The 22,995-nt window shown below is 29.2% G+C and carries 23 protein-coding genes; 10 read left to right on the top strand and 13 right to left on the bottom strand.

The window, feature by feature from the left end:
- Positions 1 to 71: 71 nt before the first annotated feature.
- Complete coding sequence (locus tag Q8S45_RS12025) at positions 72 to 1,610, top strand: IS1182 family transposase (RefSeq protein WP_305605127.1); 1,539 nt, start codon at positions 72 to 74, stop codon at positions 1,608 to 1,610.
- 144 nt (positions 1,611 to 1,754) lie between these two features.
- Here Q8S45_RS12025 and Q8S45_RS12020 read toward each other — a convergent pair whose 3' ends face one another.
- From Q8S45_RS12020 to Q8S45_RS11970, 11 genes are all read right to left on the bottom strand, one after another.
- Positions 1,755 to 2,192 carry a hypothetical protein gene (locus Q8S45_RS12020; RefSeq protein WP_305605124.1) on the bottom strand — a complete coding sequence of 146 codons (438 nt, stop codon included), beginning with the start codon at positions 2,190 to 2,192 and terminating at the stop codon, positions 1,755 to 1,757.
- A 187-nt stretch (positions 2,193 to 2,379) separates the two neighbouring features.
- Complete coding sequence (locus tag Q8S45_RS12015; protein WP_305605121.1) at positions 2,380 to 3,747, bottom strand: outer membrane beta-barrel protein; 1,368 nt, start codon at positions 3,745 to 3,747, stop codon at positions 2,380 to 2,382.
- Positions 3,737 to 4,309, bottom strand: coding sequence for an RNA polymerase sigma factor (locus tag Q8S45_RS12010; protein ID WP_305605118.1), 573 nt, complete (start codon positions 4,307 to 4,309; stop codon positions 3,737 to 3,739). Before Q8S45_RS12010 ends, Q8S45_RS12015 begins: the two co-directional genes overlap by 11 nt.
- Before the next feature lie 34 nt (positions 4,310 to 4,343).
- On the bottom strand, positions 4,344 to 4,853 hold the full coding sequence (locus Q8S45_RS12005) for a hypothetical protein (protein WP_305605116.1): 510 nt from the start codon (positions 4,851 to 4,853) through the stop codon (positions 4,344 to 4,346).
- 6 nt (positions 4,854 to 4,859) lie between these two features.
- Positions 4,860 to 5,300, bottom strand: coding sequence for a hypothetical protein (locus tag Q8S45_RS12000; RefSeq protein WP_305605113.1), 441 nt, complete (start codon positions 5,298 to 5,300; stop codon positions 4,860 to 4,862).
- An 81-nt stretch (positions 5,301 to 5,381) separates the two neighbouring features.
- Positions 5,382 to 5,798 carry a hypothetical protein gene (locus Q8S45_RS11995; protein WP_305605110.1) on the bottom strand — a complete coding sequence of 139 codons (417 nt, stop codon included), beginning with the start codon at positions 5,796 to 5,798 and terminating at the stop codon, positions 5,382 to 5,384.
- Positions 5,799 to 5,856: 58 nt separating this feature from the next.
- The gene (locus Q8S45_RS11990; protein WP_305605108.1) at positions 5,857 to 6,252 is read right to left on the bottom strand and encodes a hypothetical protein; all 396 of its coding nucleotides are present in this window, start codon (positions 6,250 to 6,252) and stop codon (positions 5,857 to 5,859) included.
- Positions 6,253 to 6,341: 89 nt separating this feature from the next.
- Complete coding sequence (locus Q8S45_RS11985) at positions 6,342 to 6,797, bottom strand: protease complex subunit PrcB family protein (protein WP_305605105.1); 456 nt, start codon at positions 6,795 to 6,797, stop codon at positions 6,342 to 6,344.
- Between the two features lie 178 nt (positions 6,798 to 6,975).
- Complete coding sequence (locus Q8S45_RS11980) at positions 6,976 to 7,368, bottom strand: hypothetical protein (RefSeq protein ID WP_305605103.1); 393 nt, start codon at positions 7,366 to 7,368, stop codon at positions 6,976 to 6,978.
- A gap of 198 nt (positions 7,369 to 7,566) precedes the next feature.
- Complete coding sequence (locus Q8S45_RS11975; protein WP_305605100.1) at positions 7,567 to 8,523, bottom strand: phosphoribosylaminoimidazolesuccinocarboxamide synthase; 957 nt, start codon at positions 8,521 to 8,523, stop codon at positions 7,567 to 7,569.
- A 72-nt stretch (positions 8,524 to 8,595) separates the two neighbouring features.
- On the bottom strand, positions 8,596 to 9,549 hold the full coding sequence (locus Q8S45_RS11970; RefSeq protein WP_305605097.1) for a PhoH family protein: 954 nt from the start codon (positions 9,547 to 9,549) through the stop codon (positions 8,596 to 8,598).
- A 178-nt stretch (positions 9,550 to 9,727) separates the two neighbouring features.
- Here Q8S45_RS11970 and Q8S45_RS11965 point away from each other — a divergent pair, with 178 nt between their 5' ends.
- From Q8S45_RS11965 to Q8S45_RS11940, 6 genes are all read left to right on the top strand, one after another.
- On the top strand, positions 9,728 to 10,558 hold the full coding sequence (locus Q8S45_RS11965) for an S-adenosyl-l-methionine hydroxide adenosyltransferase family protein (RefSeq protein WP_305605086.1): 831 nt from the start codon (positions 9,728 to 9,730) through the stop codon (positions 10,556 to 10,558).
- A gap of 16 nt (positions 10,559 to 10,574) precedes the next feature.
- Positions 10,575 to 10,871 carry a putative quinol monooxygenase gene (locus Q8S45_RS11960; protein WP_305605083.1) on the top strand — a complete coding sequence of 99 codons (297 nt, stop codon included), beginning with the start codon at positions 10,575 to 10,577 and terminating at the stop codon, positions 10,869 to 10,871.
- An 86-nt stretch (positions 10,872 to 10,957) separates the two neighbouring features.
- Entirely contained in the window at positions 10,958 to 11,686 is a 729-nt protein-coding gene (gene gldF, locus Q8S45_RS11955) for a gliding motility-associated ABC transporter permease subunit GldF (protein ID WP_305605080.1), read from the top strand.
- Positions 11,676 to 13,316: a gliding motility-associated ABC transporter substrate-binding protein GldG gene (gene gldG / locus Q8S45_RS11950; RefSeq protein WP_305605077.1), complete on the top strand. Its 1,641-nt coding sequence runs from the start codon at positions 11,676 to 11,678 to the stop codon at positions 13,314 to 13,316. The genes gldF and gldG overlap by 11 nt, the downstream gene beginning before the upstream one ends.
- 111 nt (positions 13,317 to 13,427) lie before the next feature.
- A complete protein-coding gene (locus Q8S45_RS11945) occupies positions 13,428 to 14,273 on the top strand; it encodes a DUF2911 domain-containing protein (protein WP_371133021.1) in 846 nt (281 codons plus the stop codon).
- A 2-nt stretch (positions 14,274 to 14,275) separates the two neighbouring features.
- Entirely contained in the window at positions 14,276 to 14,767 is a 492-nt protein-coding gene (locus tag Q8S45_RS11940) for a DUF2911 domain-containing protein (protein WP_305605075.1), read from the top strand.
- Between the two features lie 474 nt (positions 14,768 to 15,241).
- Here Q8S45_RS11940 and Q8S45_RS11935 read toward each other — a convergent pair whose 3' ends face one another.
- A complete protein-coding gene (locus Q8S45_RS11935) occupies positions 15,242 to 16,918 on the bottom strand; it encodes a sodium:solute symporter (protein WP_305605072.1) in 1,677 nt (558 codons plus the stop codon).
- A 110-nt stretch (positions 16,919 to 17,028) separates the two neighbouring features.
- Positions 17,029 to 19,545 carry a PIG-L family deacetylase gene (locus Q8S45_RS11930; protein WP_305605069.1) on the bottom strand — a complete coding sequence of 839 codons (2,517 nt, stop codon included), beginning with the start codon at positions 19,543 to 19,545 and terminating at the stop codon, positions 17,029 to 17,031.
- A 311-nt stretch (positions 19,546 to 19,856) separates the two neighbouring features.
- Between Q8S45_RS11930 and dnaN the strand changes: the two genes are divergently transcribed.
- The 3 genes from dnaN (at position 19,857) to Q8S45_RS11915 (ending at position 22,967) form a co-directional block, all read left to right on the top strand.
- Positions 19,857 to 20,975, top strand: coding sequence for a DNA polymerase III subunit beta (gene dnaN / locus Q8S45_RS11925; protein ID WP_305605065.1), 1,119 nt, complete (start codon positions 19,857 to 19,859; stop codon positions 20,973 to 20,975).
- 276 nt (positions 20,976 to 21,251) lie between these two features.
- Positions 21,252 to 22,325: a Fic family protein gene (locus Q8S45_RS11920; RefSeq protein ID WP_305605062.1), complete on the top strand. Its 1,074-nt coding sequence runs from the start codon at positions 21,252 to 21,254 to the stop codon at positions 22,323 to 22,325.
- Positions 22,326 to 22,493: 168 nt separating this feature from the next.
- The gene (locus tag Q8S45_RS11915) at positions 22,494 to 22,967 is read left to right on the top strand and encodes a DUF1572 family protein (protein ID WP_305605059.1); all 474 of its coding nucleotides are present in this window, start codon (positions 22,494 to 22,496) and stop codon (positions 22,965 to 22,967) included.
- Positions 22,968 to 22,995: the final 28 nt, after the last annotated feature.

Below are 22,995 nucleotides of genomic sequence, written 5' to 3'. Positions count from 1 at the left end.
TATTTATACTTTTATTTGGAAGTTTTATTAGTTTTTTGTATATTTAATCATTGATATACAGATACTTAACTATGAATTTCAGACATTACAACCAACAACAAACGATACTTTTACCTTATTCGTTTGACGATTTAATTCCAGAGAAACATCCCGTTCGAGTAGTTGACCAAGTTGTTGAGTCTCTCAACATTCAGCCGCTTTTAAAAGCTTACAGCAAAGAAGGCAATCCAGGTTATCATCCAAAGATGTTGCTCAAAGTGATGCTGTACGCTTATATGACTAATGTGTATTCTTCACGTAAAATAGAACTTGCACTTCGTGAGAACATCAACTTTATGTGGTTAACCTCTATGACTATTGTTGATCACAATACCATCAATCGATTTAGAAGCAACAAACTTAAAGACTGTTTTAAGGAAATCTTCAAACAAGTGGTGTTGATGTTGGCCTCAGAAGGCTTAATCACTTTGAAACAAATCTATACCGACGGGACAAAAATAGAAGCACAAGCAGGTCGCTACACTTTTGTTTGGGGCAAAAGCATCAAAACCAACAAAGCTAAAATGCTAACTCAGTTAGAGGAATTATGGAACTATGCACAAAGCATAGGTAATGAAGACGGGACTAATCCGGAACCAACCGAGTTTAAGGAAATCAGCAAAGAAGTAATCGAGAAAACAGTAGCCAAAATAGATGCCAAGCTCTCTGGAAACGAAAAAGCCAGTTCCAAGGCAAAGGCCAAACTTCGTTATATCAAGAATAATTTTGTTAAGAATTTAGAAAAATACCTAGAGCAAGAAGCTGTTTTAGGGGAGAGAAACAGTTATAGCAAAACCGATACGGAAGCTACTTTTATGCGTATGAAGGAAGACCATATGAAGAACGGGCAGCTCAAACCAGCTTACAATACTCAAATATCAACCGAGAATCAAATCATAGTTCATTATACCATCCACCAAAATCCAACCGACACCAAAACTTTAAAACCTCATTTAGAAAATTTTGAACAAACCTTTGGAGAAGAGGCGCTTCAAGAATTAGAAGAAATAACAGCCGATGCTGGTTATGGCAGTGAAGAGAACTACGATTATCTAGAACAGAAAGATCTTACAGCTTACGTGAAATACAATACTTTTGATAAAGAGCAAGACAAAAATTACCAAAAAAAGCACAAGGCATTTAGCAAAGAAAATCTTTATTATAATCAACAAGAAGATTATTATGTGTGCCCAATGGGACAAAAAATGCACAAAACACATCAAAGCCAAAAAACTACAGAAGCAGGATATAAGCAAATGGTATCAAACTACCAAGCCAAAAACTGCGAGGGTTGTCCACTGCGAGGGCAATGTTTTAAAGCCAAAGGAAATAGATGCATAGAGAGAAATCACAACCTTGAAAGGCACAAACAAAGAACAAGAGAATTATTGCTAAGTGAAACAGGAATACAAAAAAGAAAACAACGCTCTGCCGATGTAGAACCTGTATTTGCTCAACTCAAACACAATAACCATTTTAGACGATTTTCTTTAAAAGGATTAGAAAAAGTTGAATTAGAGTTTGGTTTAATGGCATTAGGACACAATTTAAGAAAGAAAATTGCTTCTTAAGGACAATTTTTGCCTTATTCATAAAAATAAAAAATATCCGAAATTGAATAGAAATAAAAAAACCGTCTCAAAATTTAATATTGAGACGGCTTCCTTTTTTTATACTTATTAAAAGCTAAATGGAACAAAAACAGCAATAAACTTTTATTTTGTTCCACAAATTTTTAACCGCTCATATTCTAATCCTGTACCATCACAAGCCGACGAAGTTCCAATAAATTTATTATTTCTAATAATTAAATATTCTTCTAATTCTGATGTGCAATTTTCAATAATAGCACTTTCCGATTGATAGTTAGACATAATAAATTTTTCTTCTGATATATTTTCATAAGTATAAGTCCCTGATATGTTAATTAATACATTATTTCGCTCGCGTGATTTTAAAAAAGTTCCATCTAAATTCAATACATAAAACTCTTGCCACTCCATATTACCTCCTGTAGTTTCAGAGTTTGGAACACTACCTGTCATTTTTGTTAATTGCCATATTTGAGAATATTCTTCAGACTCCGTTTCATCATTATTTGAACAGCTTAGGAGTAAAATACTGCATAAAAGAATAAATACAATTTTTTTCATTGGTAATAATTTAGAAGTTTTGCAATTTTTAAGAAATTAAAATTTTACTTGTTAGATTTGTAAAACCTCTGCCTACCATCTATTTTTTATGTGGTAAGCATTGAGATTTTACAATTGTAGTAATTAAATTTATTAACCTATAATCAATACGTATAAAACAAGTAAATAGCTACAGTTGCACAAAAAATTAGTTTCTTTTCATGCTAAAATTGTAACGTATAAAAATTCCTGCACTTGAAAAATCAACCTTTTCTTGGGTAACAGGAATCAACGAATATTTAAAATAAGGTTCAATAATAATTGATTGATATTGTTTTTTAATAGGAAATTCAACGCCAAACGAAACATTTAAAATACTCGCGAAATTAAAATTATTTGATGCCGTTGGTGTTATTACTTTTTTATCGCTTTTAACTAAATTATATTGAATTATGTTGTTTCCAAAGGAATCTTGCGAAATGTTTTCTGTTCTATTAGTAACAATATAGTTTGCCTCAATATTTTCTTTAAAATAGGATGTAGATGAAAATCCTGCTGAAATAAACACATCCTTTTTAACTATCGAAAAATTATATTTTAGTGCAATAGGAATTTCAATTCCCTTAATAATTGCGTCTTTTGATTCTAATTGGTTATTAAAATTATTTGTTAGGTTAACATTACTTAACGCATCTCCATAATAACTAGGATACGTATTTAAATTAAGCTTTTGGTTGGTATATAAAACACCTGTAGAAATATCAAAATTTTTGGAAATTGGAAATTCAACCGAAACACCACCTGCAAATCCAATAGTTGAATTTTCATTTTCTTGATTATAATTCAAAATCGGTGACAAATTAACACCCAATTTTATAGATTTTTTCTCAGCCTCTTCGCTTGTGCTTTCCTCTTCCAATGAAGCTACTAACTCCTTTTTAATTTGTTTTTGATTCTTCTCATTTATTTTGTTAGAATTTATAACTATATCATCGTTATTTAATATCACATTTTCAGAATCAACATTATTATTATTTAATTTTTCTTTTGTTTGCAATAATTCATTCGAAGCAATTGCATTTTTAATTTTTAATGAATCTGATAAAATAATCACATCGTTGTTTTTACTATTTTGTCTATTTTCAGGAATATGATTTTCAATTGACGTAATATATATTTTAGGCTGTGCGTTTGATTTTGATATATACCTTTTAAAAATAGTTACTGTATCTCTTGAATCATCGGTATTTAAACTATCTGTCTTATTTTTAGTGATGTATGTATTATTATCAATTAAAGTATCAGTTCTCAATAAGTTATTTTTATCATCAATAATTACTTTCGGATTACTTGGATTTTTTGAATCTGAACTATCAAATAAAAACTTACCTAAACTTCCTGCAACTAAAAACAGCAACAATATTCCTGCAAATCTCCAGAAAAAAATAACTTTTCTATGTTGCTTTTTCTTTTTTGCAACAAGCATCTTCCAATGCTCAGGATTGTACGGAACAACGCTTTTTTCAAACACTTCCTTAATCTTGTTACTTAATATTTTATCAAAATTATCTTCCATAAATTTCTTTAAAATTTTCGCAAATTAAAACTCTTAACTTTTTTTTAGCTCTTGTTAAAAAAACTCTTGATGCACTTTCACTAATACCAATTTTACTTGATATTTCAAGGTGATTATAACCCTGGATTTCATATAAATTAAACACCAATCGATGAGTTTCAGGCAGAAAGTCTAATAATTTTATAATATCTTCAACAGTTAAATCATTTATAGTATCTGTATCGGTTTCTAAATATTCTGCCTTTTCAATTTCTAAATGATTGCTATGTTTGGAGTTTTTTCTATAATTATCAATAGCGGTATTTATTAAAATTCTTCTTAACCAATTTTTAAAAGGTATCGAATTGTTATACTCTTTTTTTTGTATTGAAGAAAAGGCCTTTAGAAAACTATCATTTAAAATACTAACAGCATCATGGTCTGAATAGGTATATAATCTGCAAATACTTAATGCATACCCATAAAAATGCTTGTACAGCTTTTCTTGGTACATTTCATTGCCCTTTTTACACTCAGTTAAGAGTTTTTCAATATAGGTATCAATACTTATTCCTTCTTCCAAATTAACTAAATTAGCCGATGCTTAGTGTAAATTTTTAGTTTATCCCCTTAATTCCTATATCAGGGGTTTCACTTGAGTTAAAGGTACTGAAAATAGTATAAGCACATTTATCTTTATAAGTTATATCACCCACCAATTCTTTTAAGTTCACAATAATTGTTTCAGTAATTAAAGCTTTGCAAGTATCATTATTCCCTCTATGAATTATGAGTAGATTCATATAACAAGGGTTATTTGTATAAACCAATCCATCCCAAATAATTTCAAAAGAATGTTGCTTACATCCGCCACTATATGACACGTTTAATTGTAAAATATCTCCTTTTCTTTCACCTTTGTTTATTCTAAATGCGTCACCTTCACTTATGTTTTTTTTACGACTGCTATTAATCTTGTCAAATGTTTCTTTATTTATTCTCAAAACAGTACTCGAAACATCTGAAAAAGAAGCATTTAAAGTATTTACATTATCACTTTTACTACAAGAAATAACAACTAAAGCTATACTAAAAATTTGTAAAAGAATACTACCGATTTTTTTCATAGTGAATTATATTTCAATTTTAATTATTCCTGTTGAAGTAGATTCTGAATATTCATAATTCAAAATTTTAAACTCTTTAACTTCAAAATAAGTGCAACAATCACCCGATATTTTATCCATATCAACATTAATAATCACAGAAACATCTGGACTTAATTTAATTGTATATACACTAGGCTCTAAAACCCATCCAATTGAATTGAGAGACAAAACAGTTTGATTCTGATATTTAATTATTTTAAAATTTGTAGTTTCATTTTTTAGATTGGTAACAGCTAAATCATTAACATTAAATGTTCCATTTTCAAATAAATCTTGAGAAGAATCTTCATCTACAAATACAAAATTAAACTCTCTTGGTGGAGTAAAACAATCGCCACAATCACTACTAATGTCACAGGAAGTTAATCCTATTATTAAAACAAAAAGAATAAATTTAGTTTTCATATAATCATATATTTTTATTGAAGGTTTGTCGGTTTGTACTAAATTTGATTTGAACATAAATTATATACATGTTGGCGGTAGTTATTCCTTGGTCAATTTATATTTATAAAACCCTACATTGTTTTTATTCCCTGAAATAATTAATTCATTTCCATTCGTTGAATAATCATATTCTCCACTTAAGATTAAATTCCAATCAAAATGTGCTAACCATATATTTATATCATTAAATACAATTTTAGAGGTTCCTTTTTCATAAGTTCCGTTTCCACCTGAAGGATAAAAATCATTATTATTCCCATTCCCAGTACTTTTATAAATGTTTTTACCGCTAAATGTAACGGTTACAGCATTCGTAAAAGTTGTTCCATCTGGGTATTCTACAGTAAATATTCCAGTGTAGTTTCCGTTTAAATTTTGACTTGTTTCATCATCATTGCTAATACAAGCAAGAGTAGTTATTAAAAATCCAATTAAAATTAAAATTTTTAGTTTCATAATTTTCCTATTTAGTTTTAATGTAAGTATCCATTTTATAAGGTATTACGTCTAGTTTTTATTCAATCCTTACAAATCCACTTCCAATTCCGTCGTGATTATTGTCGGAAATATCCAATCTAATATTTTCAAAAGTCTTTATTATTCCTTTCATTACAATTCCTGTGTACTGATGGTTTTCAGGAAATTGTATAAATCTTTCCAATTCTCCCGAGTAAATTGACTTTTTTATAATTAGCTCATAAAATCCATTTGAGATTTCATTCCCATTTTCAGTTATTGAATACGTATAATTTTCCATTAAACTCAGATGAATTATTTTTCCAGTTAATTCTGGTGTTTCATGAATATGAAATGCAATTCCACCATCAGTATTTGTCCAATTCCATTTTCCAACCAAATCAGAATTGTCAATTTTGGTATTATCGTCAGAACTACAGGAAATAATTTCCATTGTTAAAATAAAAAGGCAAATCAGTTTTTTCATATTTCTATTTTTTTTAATATTTATAAATTTTATAAGGTGTTTAGCACGTTTCTTATTTATTCAAAAATTATCAATTTGTCAGTTTTTGGAATTTTTACAATGTGAAAAGGTTGAGTCATTATAGCAGTAGCGCCGCCGCCTAAAATATTTTCAATTGTTACAATTACTTTGTTCTCGTTTTTGGTAATTTTTATAATATCAATTGAATGCCCTCCATTTCCATATACTTTATCAAAAACCGCAATTACAATAAAATTCGCAAAATCAATATCGGTTTCTGTAAATTCATCACTTACATCATTCACAGTATTCATTTTATCAATCAATTCATTCCAAGAGTTTAATTCTGAAATTACTAATTTTTGCTTAGTAATGTTTTCTGCTCCATTTCCGTAAAGATTATTTTGTCCAATAAGTGTGAATTTAACTAAGTTCAATTCATCATCATTTTTATTACAACTTGTTAATCCAATAATCATTGTGATAATTAAAATCGTTATTTTTGTTTTCATAACAAAATTATTTAAAAGATTCATTTTTTTTTCCGTAAAGTGATTATTGTCTTTGCATTATATTTTTTGTGACTTAAATATCTTAGATTTTTCGGTTATAGCAAATCGATTGTTGAATGTTTGTCGGTTGCACTAGTTCGATTTTAAGCATAAATTTTATGAGGTGTTGGCTACAGTTTTATTCAATCAATAAATTTACAATTATGAAATCGGTCTCATTTGATTTAAATTTTAATTCATAATTTCCGGGGATTTGAGTTATAAATTCATAATTCACTTTTCTTATCGGCAAATTGTCAGTACACATGCATCCCTCATATCGTGCTTTTACCACAATAATTTTCACGTTTCCGTTTCGTGTTTCAATAAATTCTCCAAATTCTCCACATCCATTGTTTACTTGAAAATTCACTTCTATATTAATAATTTCATTTATAACTCCATTGGAAGGTGAATCAACAGAGGTCACATATGCTAATTTATTCTCGATACAATCATTTTTATCATTATCGTCAGAACAAGATATGTTGATAGATAACAAAATACTCAAGAATATAAGATACTTTTTCATAAATATTTTATTTAAAATAATTTTCAATCGTAATAGTCGCCAACGGTTTTTTACTTTTACAATCAATACGCATAAACAAGCTTAAACGCTACACTTCTATTTCATTTTATTATTAATTCATCTAATAAAAAAAACCTCCATAAAATTATTTATGAAGGTTTTTTATTTGATAGATTTTGGATAGCTGTAAACTAAAATTTAATTTTCTTTATTTAAAAAAGAAAGTACATTTTTTTCAATTCTATCCAGAATATTGCTCACATCCGATTTTACAAATTTTTCACCAGTAATTTTTTCATACAATTCAATATACCTTTCTGAAATTTCTATAATTTTTTCTTCACTCATTTCTGGAATAGTTTGACCTTTCAAACCTTGAAAACCATTAGCAATTAGCCACTGGCGCACAAATTCTTTCGATAATTGTTTTTGATCTTCTCCTTTAAGTTGTCTTTCCAAATAACCATCAGCATAAAAATAACGAGAAGAATCTGGCGTATGAATTTCATCAATTAATACAATTTTACCATCTTTTGTTTTACCAAATTCATACTTTGTGTCAACTAAAATTAAACCACGTTCAGCAGAAATTTCAGTTCCTTTTTTAAATAAAGCTTTTGTATATTGCTCCAAAACATTATAATCTTCTTTTGATACAATTCCTTTTAATAAAATATTTTCTTTTGAAATATCTTCATCATGTGCTCCGCCATCTGCCTTGGTCGAAGGTGTTATAATTGGCTCAGGAAACTTATCATTTTCTTTCATTCCTTCTGGCATAGTAACACCACAAAGTACTCTTTTACCCAGTTTATATTCTCGTGCAGCATGTCCCGATAAATAGCCTCTTATGACCATTTCAACTTTAAAAGGGGTGCACATATGTCCAATAGCAACATTTGAATCAGGAATAGCTATAATCCAATTAGGAACAATATCTTTAGTAGCTTCCATCATTTTTGAAGCTATCTGATTTAAAATTTGCCCCTTAAAAGGAATTTGTTTTGGCATAATTACATCAAATGCCGAAAGTCTGTCCGAAGCAATCATCACCAAAATAGTATCATTTATATTGTAAACTTCTCGAACTTTCCCCTTGTAGACCGATTTTTGATTTGGAAAATTGAATGATGTATTGTTTATAGTATTGTTCATTTTTAATAGTTGGTCTTTAGTTATTTGTTGTTAGTTTTTGTTTAAAATTGGCCTACAAAAAATAAATTATAATTATTCATTTCCTACTTCAAAAGTAGTATAGGCTTTGATAATTTCTTTAACCAATCGGTGCCTTACCACATCGTTTTCATCAAAATAAACAAAAGAAATTCCATCAATATCTTTTAAAGTAAGCATTGCTTCTTTTAAACCCGAAATTTGCCTTCTTGGCAAATCAATTTGACCAGGATCTCCATTAATTATAAATTTTGCATTTTTTCCCATTCGGGTTAAAAACATTTTCATTTGATTATGGGTAGTATTTTGGGCTTCATCTAAAATAACAAAAGCATTATCTAAGGTTCTGCCCCTCATAAAAGCCAAAGGTGCAATTTGAATAATTCCTTTTTCTATATGAGATTCTAACCGTTCAGAAGGAATCATATCGCGCAAGGCATCATACAATGGTTGCATATATGGATCTAATTTTTCTTTCAAATCTCCAGGTAAAAATCCTAAATTTTCACCTGCTTCAACCGCTGGTCGGGTTAAAATAATACGTTTTACTTCTTTTTCTTTTAATGCTCTAACAGCCAATGCTACAGCGGTATATGTTTTACCCGTTCCCGCAGGCCCTATGGCAAAAAGCATATCGTTCTTCTCCATTTTGTCAACCATTTTTCTTTGGTTCACATTTTGAGCTTTAATAAGTCTACCATTTACACCATGCACTATAACGCCATCTGCTATTTTTGAACTTCTTTGTTCATTCCCATTCGACATTAAAATTTGCTCAATGGTGTTTTCATCTAATTTGTTATATTTATTAAAATGAGTAATAAGCATTTCAATTCGTTTTTCAAATTCATCTAAAATTTCTGGTTCACCAAATGCTTTCAAATTTATACCTCGAGCTACAATTTTGAGTTTTGGATAAAACTTACGTAAAAGTTCCACATTTGAATTTTGCATACCAAACAAATCGTTTGGATTTATTTCTATGAGTTCAATGTTTCGTTCGTTCAAATGAGAAAGTTGTTAGTTTAATTAAATTTTTGGTTTCAATTCTAAAGAATTAATTAGTAGCTTTGCATAACAAATGTACTAAATTACCTAGTAAAATAATTAGTTCTTTTATAACAAGTTTTAAACATTTTATTAAAAAGTACATGAGTTAATTAAGAAAAAAATCGCTTCCTTTTTTATGGCAATTATCACCTTGACTACTGATTTTGGAATAAAAGACCACTTTGTTGGAGCTGTTAAAGGCGCTATTTATTCTGAGCTACCCGATGCCAGAATTGTTGATATTTCTCATTTAATTTCACCCTTTAACATCACCGAAACCGCATATATTTTAAAAAATTCTTACAAAAGTTTTCCCGAAGGAAGTATACATATTATTGGTGTTGACGCAGAATTAACAGAGGAAAACAACCACTTGGCTATTAAATTAGACAATCACTTTTTTATTTGCCCCAATAATGGAGTTATTTCATTACTTACCACCGATATAAAACCTGAAAAAATTGTTGAAATAAATATTCATAATAGAATTGAATCTAGTTTCCCTGTGTTAGACGTATTTGTAAAAGTTGCTTGCCATATAGCTCGTGGTGGAAGCTTAGACGTTATTGGAAAGCCATTAACAAGCCTCAAAAATTTAACTGAAGTTCAACCAACAATTCCTTCCGATGGCAATTCTATTTTTGGTTCTATAATATATGTAGATAATTATGGTAATTCTATAAGTAATATTCATAAAAAATTATTCACAGAAATTGGAAAAGGACGATCTTTTGAAATAATTGCTAAATCTCATAAATTCAGTAAAATAAATACAAAATATAGTGATATTATAGACTTTTCATTACCAAAAGATCAACGACAAAAAGATGGAACAAAATTAGCCATTTTTAATTCTGCAAATTTTTTAGAAATTTCTATTTATAAAAGCAATTTAGAAACTGTAGGTGGTGCTTCTTCACTTTTAGGTTTAAATTATCGAGACAATATAATTGTGAAATTTATATAATACTCTGTTAAAAAATATGTTTATAAGAATTGTAAAAATGACCTTTGATAGCTCAAAAACAGAACTATTTATAGCGAATTTTAATCAACATAAAAATGAAATTAGAAATTTTGACGGATGCCATTTATTAGAATTGTATAGAGACAAGGATAATACATCCATATTTTTTACTTACAGTTATTGGGAATCTGAAAATCATTTAGAAACATACAGAAACTCTGAGCTTTTTAAAAAAGTTTGGTCAATTACAAAAGAAATGTTTACATCAAAAGCAGAAGCTTGGAGTGTTGATACTATTGAAAGATTAGACTAATATAAAATTTAAAGAGTAAAGACAAAAGAGTAAAGATTGAATATTAAACAGTGTTAATTGAACAATTTAACAAGTAAACTAAAAAAATGATAGCCATATTAAAAAAGGAATTGAATTCATTTTTCTCATCGCCAATTGGTTATTTGGTAGTTGGAGTTTATCTTATAATTAATGGTTTGTTTTTATGGTTTTTTAAAGGTGATTTTAATATACTTCATGCTGGTTTCTCAGATCTGAATAGTTACTTTTTTTTAGCCCCATGGATTTTTATTTTTTTAATTCCAGCAATAACAATGCGAAGTTTTTCAGATGAACTTAGCACTGGAACCATTGAAATTTTAAAAACCAAACCATTAACTTCTTGGCAGCTAGTTTTAGGAAAATTTTATGGCTCCTTAATTCTGGTGATTTTGGCGTTAATCCCAACTCTCATATACGTTTATTCTATTTATCAATTAGGCAATCCAATTGGAAATATTGAATTTGGAACAACCATTGGATCTTTTCTTGGATTGGTATTTTTAGCGAGTAGTTATACTGCAATTGGCATATTTTGTTCCTCCACTTCAAAAAATCAAATTGTTTCTTTTATAATAGCTGTTTGTATTACCTTTTTCTTTTATTTTGGTTTTGAGTCTATTGCTACCTTATTTTCATCAGGAGCTACTACTTTTTTTATTCAAAATTTGGGAATGAGCGAACATTATAACAGCATTAGTAAGGGAGTTGTAGACACACGCGACCTAATTTATTTTGCTTCGGTAACGTTTTTCTTTTTAGCCTTAACAAATTATTCTATTCAAAATGAAAAATAATACTTCAAAAATTGGATATTTAATTGTAGGGTTATTGCTCTTAAATTATGTTGGAACTCATTTTTATAAACGATTTGATCTTACAAATGACAAAAGATACACCTTATCAGAATCGTCATTAAAAATTATTAATGAAGTAAAAGAGCCCATTCTTATAAAGGTATATTTGGAAGGAGATTTTCCTGCAGAATTTAAACGACTTCAAATAGAAACAAAACTTCATTTAGAAGAATTAAAATCAAAAAATAAACAAATTCGATATCAATTTATTAATCCAACCGATATAGAGGAAAGTCTTATTGAAAAAGGTATTGAACCAAGTAATTTACAAATTCAAGAAGATGGTAAAATTTCTGAATTGGTTATTTTTCCTTGGGCTGAAGTAATTTATAAAGATAAAACAGAATTTATTCCGCTTTTAAAAGATGTATTTTCAAAAACTCAAGAAGAACAATTAACAAGTTCTATTCAAAGTCTAGAATATTCTTTTTCAAACGCCATTCATAAAATAACTTCACTAAAATCAAAAAAAATTGCGGTTTTAAGAGGAAACGGGCAATTGAGTGATATTTATGTTGCAGATTTTTTACGAAAACTAGGTGAATATTATTACTTAGCTCCTTTCACATTAGATTCTGTAGCAACTAACCCTCAAAAAACATTAAATGAACTTTCTAATTTCGATTTAGTAATATGTGCAAAACCTACTCAAAAATTTAGTGAGGAAGAAAAATATACCTTAGATCAATATACGATGAGAGGTGGTAAATCTTTATGGTTAATTGATAATATTCAGGCAGAGTTGGATAGTTTAATGGATACAGGAGAAACATTAGCATATCCAAGAGAATTAAATTTAACAGATTTATTTTTTAATTATGGAATAAGAATAAATTCAAATTTAGTACGTGATTTATATGCTACTTCCATCCCATTAGCAACTGGAAATGTTGGAAATCAGACTCAGTTCAACACGTTTTTATGGAGTTATTTTCCATTAATAGTTTCAAAAAATAATCATCCAATTAACAATAATATAGAAGCGGTTTCATTAAAATTTACAAGTACTATTGATACGTTAACCAATGAAATTTCAAAAACCATTTTATTAAAAAGTTCACCGCTTTCAAAGCCAGTGGGAACACCCAGTATCGTATCTTTAAAATCTATAACAGAAGAACAAGATCCTGCCTCTTTTGCCAACGGTAATCAAAACGTAGGAGTTTTATTAGAAGGTAACTTTAAATCTGCCTATGAAGGAAGAATTAAACCTTTTAAAATTGAACAAAATAAAGATAAGAGCATTTCTACACAACTTATTGTAATTGCAGATGGAGATATTATTGCAAATGCCATATCTAAAGGTGTACCGTTACCTTTAGGAATAGATAAATGGACAAATCAACAGTATGGAAATAAAGATTTTTTATTAAACAGTGTCAATTATTTATTAGATGATAATGGATTAATAAATATTAGATCTAAAACAGTTAAAATCAATTTTTTAGACAAGGAAAAAACGTATCAACAAGCATTTAAATGGCAAGCAATTAATATACTGGTACCATTATTAATTTTAGTCGTTTTTGGAGTCCTTTTTACGTTCATTAAAAAGAAAAAATATCAATAAAAATTTGATTTTCTTCATCTTAAAGAATTGTTAAAATTATCGCTTTAGACCCTTAAAGCTAGGTTTAAATACTATATTTGTTACTTAACCTAAATCAAAACACATTCAACCATGATTAAAAAAATATCACTTTTAGTAGTGCTAGTTGGACTAATTTCAACGAGTTATGCACAAATTAAAACTCCACAACCTTCACCATCTTCAAAAATTGTTCAGATGGTTGGTTTAACCGAAGTTACCCTTGAATATTCTAGACCAAGTATGAGAGGCAGAACTGTTTTTGGAGACCTCGTATCTTACGGAAGTGTTTGGAGAACTGGAGCAAATGCAAATACCAAAATTACTTTTGGAGACAATGTGACCGTTGGAGGTACAGAATTAAAAAAAGGAACTTATGCAGTTTACACTATTCCTGGAGAAAAAACTTGGGAAATAATTTTTTATAGTGATGCAAGTAATTGGGGAAATCCACAATCTTGGGATGAAAGTAAAGTAGCTGCAAAAGCAACTGTTGAAGTAATGGTATTGCCGATGAAAATTGAAACTTTCACTATGACATTCGATGATTTAGAAACTGGATCTGGAGTTTTAGGTATTCTTTGGGAAAATGCATACGTAGGTGTAAAATTTAACGTTCCTACCGATCAAATTGCTAGTAAAAGTATTGAAGTAGCAATGGCAGGACCTTCAAAAAACGATTATTTCCAATCAGCAACGTATTATCATACTGAGGGAAAGGATCTTAAAAAAGCATTGGAATGGATTAAAAAAGCAACTGAAGGTGAAGATCCAGCATTTTGGTATTTACGAAGAATGAGTTTAATTCAGGCAGATATGGGAGATAAAGTTGGAGCAATTGCAACGGCCAAAAAATCTATGGCTGGAGCTGAAAAAGCGAAGAATGCCGATTATGTTAAAATGAATAAAGATTCGATAGAACAATGGTCAAAAAAATAAGTATGAAAAAATATAATTTAGCGTTTTTGTTATTATTTGTTGCAACATTAACATTTGCACAGGTTAGTCCAAGAAAACAAGTTGAAGGCAAAATTGGTGAGGTTACCGTATCTGTCGATTATGGATCACCTAGTGTAAAAGGAAGATTTATTTGGGGAAATTTGGTGAAGTACAATGCTGTTTGGAGAGCTGGAGCCAATGAAAATACAACAATTTCATTCGATGCCCCAGTAAAAATTGATGATGTAACAGTTGCCGCAGGCAAGTATGGCTTTTTTGTTATTGCTTCAGAAAAAGAAGAATGGACCCTTATTTTAAGTAGTAAAAACGACGCTTGGGGTTCAAGTGGATATTCAGAAGCAAATGATGTGGTGCGCATAAAAGTATCTCCTACTTTTAAAGCGGAAGTTCAAGAAGAACTTGTATTTAAAGTAAAGGAAAATGGAATTAAACTTGCTTGGGATAAAGCCAGTATACTGTTACCAATAAATTAATACAAAATAAATAAATTAAAAAGAAGCCGTCTCAATATTAAATTTTGAGGCGGCTTCGCTTTTTTTTCCTTTTTAAATCTGCAATTACCAATACCCAACATCAACCCAATTATTAAATTTAACGTGAGTTCGATATAAGTAAGAATAAATACTATCTGAATATCCTTTATTTATGCTATTTCGAAGGAGGAACGACTGTGGCAATCTGTTTATGGATAATCAAATTACCACATTTTACTTAAAAAAGTAAAATTCGCAATGATGACAAGGTCAAGAGTTTATTTTTCAATGGTTCTTTTGTCATGCCGAGTCGTCGAGGCATCACACAGTTGATAAACGTAATGTGATTCCTCCTTTGGTCGGAATGACACTATTTTTAAACTCCTAATTTTTTATGTAACACAATACTTACATCATTCGGAAGTGAAATTCCACAAATTTTCGAAGTATCTTTTAGCTTCGCATTTCTTATTATTAGATATGTTTTGAATTAATTGTTTGAATGATAATAGCAATACCCATAACTAAGGCGCAACCAAATAAATTAAGCCATAAATACGGCATCCAATCAAATTTATAACCAATAATAACAATTATTTGCGTAATTAGTGCAGCCATAAAAGTTGCATTACTTTTTACATATTTTATAAAAAATGCCAATAAGAAAATTCCTAGAATATTTCCATAAAAAATAGATCCAATTATATTTACAAGTTGAATTAAGTTATCGAATAAACTTGCAACACTTGCTACCGAAATTGCTATAATTCCCCAACCTAACGTAAACCATTTTGAAGCTTTTACATAATGAGCTTCAGTTTTTTCATCTTTCATATTACGTTTGTATAAATCAATTGCTGTTGTACTTGCTAACGCATTTAACTCTGAAGAAGTGCTTGACATTGCAGCGGATAAAATAACTGCCAATAACAACCCAATTAAGCCTTTTGGCAAATTGTGTAAAATAAAATGTATAAAAACATAATCCTTATCATTGGTCTCTACATCAACATTTGCTTTTTTAATAATTGTTTTAGCCTCTTCCCTATTATTAATTTCCAGCAGATTTAATGCAGCAATCTCTTGTTTCAATTGTTCTTTTTTGGAACCAGATTCTAAACTATAACTATAAATAACTTGTTTTTTCTGGTTTTCAATTTCAATATGTTTATTTTCTAAAAGGTTATATTCATCGTTATATTCAGAATTTTTAACACTTTCATTTGCTAGTGGATTAAAATTTAACGGTGAAGCATTGAATTGATAAAAAACAAAAACCATAACACCTACCAACAAAATAAAAAACTGCATTGGAACTTTTAACAAACCATTAAAAATAAGGCCAAGTTGCATTTCTTTTACTGATTTGCCAGATAAATAACGTTGCACTTGACTTTGATCAGTTCCAAAATAAGAAAGTGCCAAAAAAGTACCTCCAATAATCCCACTCCAAAATGTATATCGATTATCTAAATCAAAAGAAAAATCTAAAATTTCCATTTTCCCACTTGCACCAGCAATTTCCAACGCATTTGAAAAATTTATTCCATCAGGTAAATAACTTAAAATAATAAAGAATGCGATAAACATTCCAGTAAAAATAACAGCCATTTGATGCTTATGAGTAACACTTACAGCCTTTGTGCCACCAGAAACCGTGTAAATAATTACCAACACACCAATTATTACATTCAATGTATTTAAATCCCACCCTAATACTGACGATAAAATAATTGCTGGCGCGAAAATGGTAATCCCTGCTGCCAAACCACGTTGAACCAAAAATAAAATGGCTGCCAAACTCCTTGTTTTTAGGTCGAAACGTGATTCTAAAAATTCGTAGGCCGTATATACTTTTAACTTAAAATAAATTGGAATAAACACAATGCAAATAATTACCATTGCAATTGGCAATCCAAAATAAAATTGCACAAATCCCATTCCACTGTGATAAGCTTGACCTGGTGTAGATAAAAAGGTGATTGCGCTAGCCTGAGTTGCCATTACTGATAAACCAATGGTCCACCATTTAGATTCTGATCCACCTTTTAAATACTCATTTACATTTTTACTTCCACGTGTTTTATAAACACCATAAAAAACAATAAATAATAAAGTTCCACTAAGTACAATCCAGTCTAATAGTGCCATTATTTATGTAAAACTTAGCGTTAATAAATAAAATATTACAATATAAAATGCATTCAAAACTAAAACCCAAGTATATTCCTTTTTCCAAGTATATTTTTGTTTATTCATTCTTAATTTTTAAGTAGTTTTTCATTGTTATTTTTACCTATAGAAATCATATTTGCAAATAATCTATATGCTCCAGACACACCCGCAGGTAATTCTCTAAAAAAACTTAATCCAGTATAAATATAATATCCTTTACCATATTTAGCAACCAATAAACTACCCCTTTTCTCAGACTCACCTTGATCATTTAATGTTAAAACTGACTCAAAATTAGCATCCCATTCATCTGGAAAATAAAGACCTCTTTCTTGAACCCAACCTTCAAAATCGGTTATTGAAATTTTATTTGGTACGTTTAAAATCTCATGAGATGGATTATTTAAAATAACTTCAGAATCCTCTTCGGTTACTCTATCTCGAGACAATTTTAAAGAATATGGTGCCAAAGCATCTACTTTTAACCTAGAATTGGTATGATACTGCACAATTAAATTTCCTCCATTGGCAACAAAATTATGTAAATGCTTTTGGTAAAATGTTGCCTTGTCGCTAGTATTATACGTTCTAATACCAACAATTATTGCATCAAAATTTGCTATTTTTTCAGGGGTAATTTCATCTTCATTTAATTCTACTACAGTATAACCTATTTGTCTTAGACTCGTTGGTACCGCATCTCCGGCACCCTGTATATATCCAATTAACTGACCTTTCCTTCGAATATTTAAACGAACTATTTTAGCTTCTGAAGGCATAACGACTGATTGGAAAGGGATATGTTCGTAATTAATTTCAACCAATTTATTTGAAAATTTTTCCAAACCAATAGACACTTCAGGTTTTATAATTCCTTCCGATTTCATAGTTGTTGGTGTCATTAAAAAATCAACCCATTTCTCCTCTCCTTTTTTTGTAAGTTCAAAAGATATTGATGTAGGACTAATTTTCCAATTTGTAGGAATTTTTAAAGAAATTAGTCCTTGAATATTGTCTTTTAATGCTTTCAATTTAACTTTTACAATTTGAGCAGAATTATCGGCAAAAATATAAACTTCTTCATTAAAGGATGCCGAAATTTGTGGCAATACCTCAAATGGTTTATAGATTTCTCCTTTTACGGGGTCGTTATATTTATAAATTACTTCTTTCGTAAATGGAATTTGGGTTGCCAAGATTTCAATAATAAAATTTACACTCATTTGTTTTGGTGTTTCGGCCAATCCAATAAGTTCTGAGTCACGAACATTATACATTCCAATTGTCCCCTTTTCAATTAACCAATAAGGAGCCGTTTTTTTTGCGTTGTTCGGAATAGTAGTTTCAATAGAAGTTTTATATGATTCATTATTTTTTAATAAAACATCATTTCTATCTTCTAAAATAAATGGATAAACAGAAAATCCTTTCAAATTAATAGGCACATCACTCCTATTTATAGCTTCTATTTTTAATAAATTAGTTGAATTAATAGTTGTTGAAGAATTATCAGCCACAACTTCCAAATAAAGTCCAGTGCAGGCAGCAATTATATTTTTTATTTCTTCCAATTTAATTTTCTTCCAATGTTCATCTTTTAAATTTTCTATTAAAGAATATGCTTTAACCAATTTTGGAATGCTCGCTGACGGATTTAAAAAATTAAATTCTTTTTGAACTTGTTGAAGCAATACCCCAATTGCATTTCCACCATCTACTCTATTCCAGGTTGTGTCAATTCCATAAAAAGGATTTTTATTTATAGGAAACTCTCCTTTTAAAAATTCTAAATATTCTGTTTCTGAACCACGAGAACCAGTACTTCCAAAACCTTGTGATTGGTGTTGGCTTCTACTTAAAGATGCAATTTCTCCATTCGAAAGCCCTTTTTGTTTATAAAAAGTTCCTATTTCTAATTCCAATAAATTAGTTTTATCTGCTTTATCAAAATTTTCTTGACTCCCATAAAACCACCACGATGTGTTAAAAAATAATCTTTTTGGTTTCCAAATAGATTCATTTTTTAAAAGTGTCTTATAATTTTTATCACCCGCCAAATCAAATGCTTCCAAACTTAGCATAGCGGAAGCGGTATGATGGCCGTGTGTTGAACCTGCTGTACTATGGTTAAATCTATTTACAATTACATCGGGTTTAAATTTTCTAATTACCGTAACAACATCGCTAAGAACCTCATTTTTACTCCAAATTTTCAACGTTTCATCTGGATGTTTTGAATAACCGAAGTCATTTGCTCTTGTAAAAAACTGCTCACCACCATCTTTTTTTCTTGCAGCAAGTAATTCTTGCGTTCTAATTACACCCAAAAATTCGCTAATTTCAGGACCAATTAAATTTTGCCCACCATCACCTCTGGTGATACTTAAATACGCTGTTCTTGCCTTTACATCATTAGCAAAATAAGAAATAAGCCTGGTATTTTCATCATCTGGGTGTGCTGCAATATATAATACACTCCCTAAAAAATTTAATTTTTCAATAGCATCATATATTTCTCCTGCAGTCGGTTTTTTAGGAGCTTGGGCAAAATTAAAATTTAAAAAAAATGTAAATAATAACGTAAATGCTATTCGTCTTTTCATTCAGTAGTATTTTATATGAAGTGAAACAAATATAAAATTTATATTTTTTTTAAGAATTTTATGACCATTAATTAACATAATTATAACTTTTTAAAACAAAGGCATTCCTATTTTGAACAATTTACTTTTTTGTTATTAATTACTTTTATACTTTTAAAAAAATCTTTTTTAAAACAACATATTTAGAATATATTTGTAAATTATTCAATATAAAATAATCATAAATAAAACGAGCATGTTAATTTCTTTCTTTCAAACGGAAAAGATTAGAACCGAAGAACATGTGACCTTTAAAAATAAAAAACATTCACATGAAATTTATTGTATCAAGTAGTCAATTATTAAAACAGCTGCAAGTTTTGGGCGGTGTTATTAACAATAGCAATACCTTACCAATTTTAGATAATTTTTTATTTGAATTAAATGAAAATGAATTAAAAATATTGGCTAGTGATTTAGAAACTACAATGAGTACTACTATTGAAGTTGAATCTAATTCTGTGGGTTCAGTAGCGGTTTCTGCACGGTTGTTATTAGACACTTTAAAAACATTCCCAAATCAGCCTTTAACTTTTAAAACTGAAGAAAACAATACCATTGAAATAAGTTCAAACCAAGGAAAATATGATATGGCTTATTTTGATGGAAATGAATTCCCTAAAGCTATTACAATTGAATCGCCTAGCAGTACTGTTTTATCCGGAGATGTATTGGCAACTGCTATTTCGAAAACAATTTTCGCTGCAGGAAATGATGATTTAAGACCTGTAATGAGTGGGGTGTTTTTTCAATTTACTACAGAAAGTTTAACCTTTGTTGCTACCGATGCTCATAAATTGGTAAAATATGTGAGAACAGATGTTTCGGCAAATGAAACGGCGGAATTTATCATGCCAAAAAAACCATTAAATTTATTGAAGGGTATTTTAGGAGGTTCAAACAGCGATGTTATTATTGAATATAATGATTCTAATGCAAAATTTACATTTGATAATGTAGTGTTAGTTTGCAGATTAATTGATGGTAAATATCCAAATTATGAAGCGGTAATTCCAAAAGAAAACCCTAATAAATTAACGGTTGATAGAGGAACTTTTTTAAATTCTGTAAAACGTGTTTCTATATTTTCAAGTAAAACAACGCATCAAATTCGTTTAAAAATGGCTGGAACTGAACTAAATATTTCAGCTGAAGACATTGATTATTCAAATAAAGCAGAAGAACGTTTAATTTGTGATTATCAAGGAGACGATATGCAAATTGGATTTAATTCTCGTTTTTTAACTGAAATGTTGAGCAACTTAAATTCAAATGAAATTTTAATTGAAATGAGCTTACCAAACAGAGCTGGAATATTAACTCCAATTGATGGTGTTGAAGAAGGCGAATACATTACAATGCTTGTGATGCCTGTGATGTTAAATCATTAATATTTTTTAAAATAACAAATATGAAGACCACAACTTTCAGTTGTGGTTTTTTGTTTTATATTAGTTAAAGAATTAAAAAGACCTTTTATCCATACAATGACTAGGGATAGAATTATATTTATTATACGTATCGAGTTAGCCAAAATACGACCGCTGAAAAAATGCATGATAAACAAATCATAATATTTTATCATTTAACAAAGTTATGATAAGAAAATGCGATTATCTTATCATAATGAATTATCTTTGTAAAGAAAATTAATATTTCTATACATAATGGAATCTGAAAACTTAAAAAAGTTACCTCTTAAACAAGATATTGAGACTAAAAAAGTTCTTAAGAAATTAGCTTCAGCTCATAGAGCATTAGCCGAGTTAAAAGGAATTGTTTCAAGCATTCCGGATGAAAATATTTTGATTAATACTTTAGGCCTTCAAGAGGCTAAAGACAGCTCAGCAATTGAAAATATTATAACAACTCACGATGACATATTTAAAGCCGAATTGAATCTTGACGGTTTCAAATCATTAAATGCCAAAGAAGTTCAAAATTATATCTCCGCACTAAAAAAAGGATTTGGCTTAATTACAAAAAATAAAATTTTAACTAATAATGATATAATTTCAATACAATCTGAGTTAGAGAAGAATAATGCCGGATTTAGAAAAGTTTCTGGGACAGCTCTGAAAAATTCAACAACTGGAGAAATTGTATACACACCACCACAAGATTATGATACAATTCTAGATTTAATGACTAATCTAGAACAATACATCAACGATGAAAGTATGTCTGAGTTTGACACATTAGTCAAAATGGCCATAATTCATTACCAATTTGAGAGTATTCATCCTTTTTATGACGGAAACGGAAGAACTGGGCGAATTATTAATGTTTTATATTTAGTAATGAACGATTTACTAAATTTACCTATTCTGTATTTAAGTCGTTACATTATTGAGCACAAAGCAGATTATTATAAACTTTTACAAGAAGTTAGAGAAACTGACAATTGGGAAAATTGGGTACTCTATATGTTAGATGGCGTTGAGCAAATTGCAAAAGAAACAATTGTACTCATTGGAAAAATTAGAGATTTAATATACGAATACAAAAACTTGTTGAGAAACAATTACAAATTTTATAGTCAAGACTTATTAAACAATTTATTCAAACATCCATATACAAAAATCGAATTTATTGAGAACGATTTAGGGGTTTCGAGAATTACGGCTTCAAAATATCTAAATCAATTAGCTAAAGACAAAGTGCTTAAAAAAGAAAAATTAGGAACAGGAAATTATTATATTAATGAGAAATTAATTAAAATTCTAACTCTTAAAGAATAAGTACTTTGGCTAACACCTCATAAAATTTATGCTTAAATTTGAACTAGTATAACCGATAAACATTCAACAAACGATTTGCTACACCGGAAAAATCTCCGATTTTTAAGTCGCACAAATCTTATAAAAACTCGTAAGCAATATTAACTGAACCTAAACCTTTTTTAATATATGAAAAGCACATATTTAATTGCTAAGCGTTTTAGAGAGATTATTTTGAATGGAACTTGGGTTGCAAATACAAATTATAAAGCCCAATTGTCTAATTTAAATTGGAAAATTGCAACTACTAAATTTGACTCTTTTAACACAATTGCAGTTTTAGCACAACATATTCACTATTACTTGAACGGAATAAAAAATGTTTTCGAAGGTGGAACTCTCGATATTAGAGATAAATATAGTTTTGATTTTACTCCTATTCAATCTCAGATTGAATGGGAAACTTTTTTGAATAAATTTTGGAATGACGCAGAAGAATTGGCTTCCCTAATTGAACAAATACCTAACAAAAAATTAAAACAAGTATTCGTGGACGAAAAATATGGAACATATCAACGAAACATAGATGGAATGATTGAACATAGCTACTATCATTTAGGTCAAATCGTATTGATTAGTAAAATTTTATTAAACACAAAATAAAAAACACTACCTAAAAGTTATATAAAAT

The sequence above is a fragment of the Lutibacter sp. genome (genome assembly GCF_030692605.1).
Taxonomy (GTDB): Bacteria; Bacteroidota; Bacteroidia; order Flavobacteriales; family Flavobacteriaceae; genus Lutibacter.
Note: the sequence above shows the minus strand (reverse complement) of the source record. Positions and strands in the feature narration are given on the sequence as shown.

Coding starts and splice junctions, on each gene's coding strand:
- gldF (WP_305605080.1), top strand. CDS start 10,958: ATGATAGCCATATTAAAAAAGGAATTGAATTCATTTTTCTCATCGCCA.
- dnaN (WP_305605065.1), top strand. CDS start 19,857: ATGAAATTTATTGTATCAAGTAGTCAATTATTAAAACAGCTGCAAGTT.
- Q8S45_RS11995 (WP_305605110.1), bottom strand. CDS start 5,798: ATGAAACTAAAAATTTTAATTTTAATTGGATTTTTAATAACTACTCTT.
- Q8S45_RS11920 (WP_305605062.1), top strand. CDS start 21,252: ATGGAATCTGAAAACTTAAAAAAGTTACCTCTTAAACAAGATATTGAG.
- Q8S45_RS11960 (WP_305605083.1), top strand. CDS start 10,575: ATGTTTATAAGAATTGTAAAAATGACCTTTGATAGCTCAAAAACAGAA.
- Q8S45_RS11945 (WP_371133021.1), top strand. CDS start 13,428: ATGATTAAAAAAATATCACTTTTAGTAGTGCTAGTTGGACTAATTTCA.
- gldG (WP_305605077.1), top strand. CDS start 11,676: ATGAAAAATAATACTTCAAAAATTGGATATTTAATTGTAGGGTTATTG.
- Q8S45_RS12020 (WP_305605124.1), bottom strand. CDS start 2,192: ATGAAAAAAATTGTATTTATTCTTTTATGCAGTATTTTACTCCTAAGC.
- Q8S45_RS12015 (WP_305605121.1), bottom strand. CDS start 3,747: ATGGAAGATAATTTTGATAAAATATTAAGTAACAAGATTAAGGAAGTG.
- Q8S45_RS12000 (WP_305605113.1), bottom strand. CDS start 5,300: ATGAAAACTAAATTTATTCTTTTTGTTTTAATAATAGGATTAACTTCC.
- Q8S45_RS11915 (WP_305605059.1), top strand. CDS start 22,494: ATGAAAAGCACATATTTAATTGCTAAGCGTTTTAGAGAGATTATTTTG.
- Q8S45_RS11980 (WP_305605103.1), bottom strand. CDS start 7,368: ATGAAAAAGTATCTTATATTCTTGAGTATTTTGTTATCTATCAACATA.
- Q8S45_RS12005 (WP_305605116.1), bottom strand. CDS start 4,853: ATGAAAAAAATCGGTAGTATTCTTTTACAAATTTTTAGTATAGCTTTA.
- Q8S45_RS11975 (WP_305605100.1), bottom strand. CDS start 8,523: ATGAACAATACTATAAACAATACATCATTCAATTTTCCAAATCAAAAA.
- Q8S45_RS11990 (WP_305605108.1), bottom strand. CDS start 6,252: ATGGAAATTATTTCCTGTAGTTCTGACGATAATACCAAAATTGACAAT.
- Q8S45_RS11985 (WP_305605105.1), bottom strand. CDS start 6,797: ATGAAAACAAAAATAACGATTTTAATTATCACAATGATTATTGGATTA.
- Q8S45_RS12025 (WP_305605127.1), top strand. CDS start 72: ATGAATTTCAGACATTACAACCAACAACAAACGATACTTTTACCTTAT.
- Q8S45_RS11935 (WP_305605072.1), bottom strand. CDS start 16,918: ATGGCACTATTAGACTGGATTGTACTTAGTGGAACTTTATTATTTATT.
- Q8S45_RS11965 (WP_305605086.1), top strand. CDS start 9,728: ATGGCAATTATCACCTTGACTACTGATTTTGGAATAAAAGACCACTTT.
- Q8S45_RS11940 (WP_305605075.1), top strand. CDS start 14,276: ATGAAAAAATATAATTTAGCGTTTTTGTTATTATTTGTTGCAACATTA.
- Q8S45_RS11930 (WP_305605069.1), bottom strand. CDS start 19,545: ATGAAAAGACGAATAGCATTTACGTTATTATTTACATTTTTTTTAAAT.